The sequence below is a fragment of the Collinsella sp. Sow4_E3 genome (assembly GCF_052116285.1).
GTDB lineage: Bacteria > Actinomycetota > Coriobacteriia > Coriobacteriales > Coriobacteriaceae > Collinsella.
In genome coordinates this window covers 1-3,390 of record NZ_JBQKLJ010000039.1, presented here as the reverse complement: position 1 = coordinate 3,390, position 3,390 = coordinate 1, and the positions used below count along the sequence as shown (strand labels likewise).

The following is a 3,390-nucleotide window of genomic DNA, read 5'->3' as shown; positions in this document are numbered from 1 at the left end:
CCAGTATCATCAGCGTCTCCTCACCGTCGATGCCGACCGACGGCCAGCCATCTCGATCCGCGCATCCACCAGCCGCTCCACACCCGAGGTCGGGTCCACCATCACAATCCGCGCACCAGCCAGGCCATCCGCCACAGCAGCCGAGATGCCCGACGTGTCGAGCGCCGGGGAGGTGTGCGAGATGCCACCTCCTGCAAAGGTCCGCATCCCGATCAGGCTGGCCGTCTCGCGTAGGATTGATTGGGCTCGAGGTCGCCGCCAGTCATTGGCGAGCGGAATGTACGCCTCGCCACCCGTCTCCGGCTCGGCCCAGATGCGCCAATCTCCAGCCTTCGCGATCTGCGGGAGATGTCCATTGGCGCGGTCTGAGTAGAGTCCGCCAGCGGCGTTGATGAGGGCCTTGTTGCCGCCGCCCGTCATCGTGGTTCCGTCCTTGGAGATGCGGACGCGAATCGTCGCGGTTCGGTCTCGGGCCGCGTCTGCCAGGAGCTGGTTGGCGGTGGCAAGGTCGCCCCTCTGCACGGCAGCGAGAATGTCGGTGCGCACCCTGTCGGGCACGTTGTTGAGCTTTGACTGCCACTCCCTGAGTCGGGCATCCGCAGCGGCCTTCTCCAGTTGCACAGCGGTTTTGATGTCCTTGGGGGTCTTGAACAGCTCGTCCACGTACCTCGTGGCTGCCTCTTTGCTGCCGGTGAACTGGGTTGCGACCTTGAGCAGCTCGTCGCGGTGGCGCCCATGGGTGGCGATGATCGACTCAACACTGTCACCCTGCCGCTTGCGTTCCTCTACGTCGCGCTGGGCGTTGGAGATCATGTCCATCATCACGCGGTTGTTCGCGATGCCAGCCTCGGTGGTCTTGCTGAACGCGTCGGCGGCCTTGGCGTTGCCGGACTTCACCTCTGCGGCCCACTTCTTGGCTGCCTCCTGCCCGTCTAGCAGGGATTTGCTGAACGCCAACTCAGCGTCCAGCGATGCCATCGCGGCCTCGTTGGCGGCGAACAGGCTGTCCACGTAGTCGTCATAGCTCTGCGTCGCGGTGTCGGTGGCGCTGGCGAGTTCCTTCTGCTTCTTCGTCAGCGCTTCGGATGCCGAGCCTGCGTTCTTGGTGGCGATCTGCGCGGACTGCACTGCGATGGGAATCTCGCCACCCATCCAGCGCACGAGGTCCTCGTTCGACAGGTTCAGCAGGTCGGTGTACCCGGTTGCCTCATGCAGCGAGGACGCCTGCGCACGCAGACCCTCCGCGTAGGTCGGGAACTGGCGGATCAGGGACTCGTTGTCGACGCCCTGCTGCCTCGCAGCCTCGGCCATGCGAGAGAATGCTGCTGCGGCCTGATCGGCGCTGCCGGAGCTCACCATCTGGCTCAACGCACTGTCCGCACGTTGGAACCCTTCCTCGAGCTCCTTGAGCGCGCCGTAGTGGCCGGACATGCCGGCGAACATCTTGGCGAGTGGGTCGGAGCCGTCGCGCAGGTTGTCCCACTTCTTGAGCTGCTCGAATGCAGCTTCGACGCTCAGCTCGATCTTCTGGAAGCCCATGCTCGTCTGGGCGGCGAAGTCCTGGCGGGACAGTGCGGAAGCGGCCGAGTCGGTGGATGCCGCCAGTTGCAGCATCAGCGACGAGGTTTGCTCCAGAGTGGGCTGGCCTGCCCGAATCTTCTCGAAGATCATGGAGGCGATCTCGAGGCCAGCGAAGGCCAAGCCCACAGCGCCGGCAGCCTTACCGATCTTGCCGAGCGCGCCCACGGCTTGGGGGTGCTCGGTGCGGAGCGCGCCGAGTGCGGTGCGGAACTCGACGGCGGCCGTGGTGGCCTTCATGATGAGGCCCGCGGCGAGCGCGAACCCGCCGAACGCGGCCAGCAGCTTGAGGATCGATGCTGCCATGGTTGGATGCTCGGCGACCGCATTGATCAGCTCAGTCATCCACTGCACCACGCCGCGCAGCGGCGCCTGTGCGTCGGTGCCCATCTTGATCAGCAGTGTCTCCCACGAGCCGCCGAGCACCTGGAGATCGCCGTTGAGATTGTCCAGCAGCCCAGCGGCGACACGCGCCGCGTAGCCGGAGTCGTTGACATTGTTGACCCACTGCTGGATGCCCTCAGCACCCTGCTCGTACAGCACCGAGGCGTTGCGGATCGCGAACGATCCGAAGATGGTGGACAGGGCTGCCTGCCGCTGCTCCACGGTCAGGCCACCCAGCTTGTCCTTGAGTTGTCCGGCGAGGTCGGTGATGCCGACGAACTGGCCCTGGGCATCGTAGGCGGCGATGCCGAGATCGTCCATGGTGCGTTGCGCGTCCTTCGACGGCTTCGCGAGCGCCAGCAGCATCGACTTGAAGCCTGTGCCAGCCTCGGCACCGATCATGCCCGTGGAGGCGAACGCGGCGAGGGTGCCGACGGTCTCCTCGATAGAGACCCCGAACTGGGAGGCGACGACGCCGGACTGCTTGAGAGCCTGCCCCATGTCCCCAACCGAGCCCATGGCCTTGCCCGCACCAGCGGCCAACAGGTCGGCTACTCGTGACGTGTCCTTGCCCTGGAGCTTGAACTGGACGAGTGCGGCGGAGGCAGTCTCGGCTGCGTCGGCGACGCTGAGTTGGCCGGCGGCGGCGAGGTCGAGGGAGCCACGCAGGCCACCCGACAGGATGTCCGCAGTCGAGACACCTGCCTTCGCGAGTGCGGTAATGCCGCCTGCGGCTTCGGTGGCGGAGTATGCGGTGTCGCGTCCAGCGTCGAGCGCGGCCTTGCGGAGGCCGTCGATCTGCCCCCGTGCCTCCTCGCCAGTAGCGGCAACCTCCGCCATGGACTGCTCGAACGACGCTGAGGCGCGGACGGCCATCGCGACCCCAGCCATGGCGGCTACGCCCAGCCCGATCATGGCGGTACCTGCGCGACGCCACCCCTCCGTCTGTGACGCCTTCGCGGTCGCAGCACCCAGCGTCTCAACCGACGCCTTCGCGCGCCCCATCGCCGCCGTGAATCCCTCCACGGAGGCCGCGAGAATGACCTTGACGTTGCGATCAGCCATCAGGGCCTCCCTTCGGGGTGTTCGAACGCGAACCACTGGAGATGGCCGGTAGGGACTGGCTGGTCATGGTTGGCCGCTTCGAGGGCCTTGATGTGCTTGCTCTGCACCTGCTGCAACACCTCGCAGGGGCGGCAGCGGTACATGCCGACCCGCCACCGTGGGCGCTGGTTCGGGTCTGCGTCGTTGTCCCACAGTCCACGCTCATAGGGGGTGCCGCATCCGGGGCAGCACTGCTTCTCCCACGCATCGAACGCGATCCACAGCGACCGCTCCCACGCGTCGAACTCGGGGTCACGGGTGGTGATGGTTGTGCCGTCGGGGCGGGTGGTGGTGACCGTGGTCGGCTCCCACCCGTTGAATCGG

Annotated in this window: 2 protein-coding genes; both read right to left on the bottom strand. The window is 66.4% G+C overall.

What is annotated here, in order from left to right; genetic code table 11:
- Window positions 1–9: 9 nt before the first annotated feature.
- A complete protein-coding gene (locus ACTQ48_RS10890; protein ID WP_441570920.1) occupies window positions 10–3,027 on the bottom strand; it encodes a phage tail tape measure protein in 3,018 nt (1,005 codons plus the stop codon).
- A partial coding sequence (locus ACTQ48_RS10885; protein WP_441564100.1) for a hypothetical protein occupies window positions 3,027–3,390 on the bottom strand: 364 nt, incomplete at its 5' end. The genes ACTQ48_RS10890 and ACTQ48_RS10885, both read right to left, overlap by 1 nt.

Coding starts and splice junctions, on each gene's coding strand:
- ACTQ48_RS10890 (WP_441570920.1), bottom strand. CDS start 3,027: ATGGCTGATCGCAACGTCAAGGTCATTCTCGCGGCCTCCGTGGAGGGA.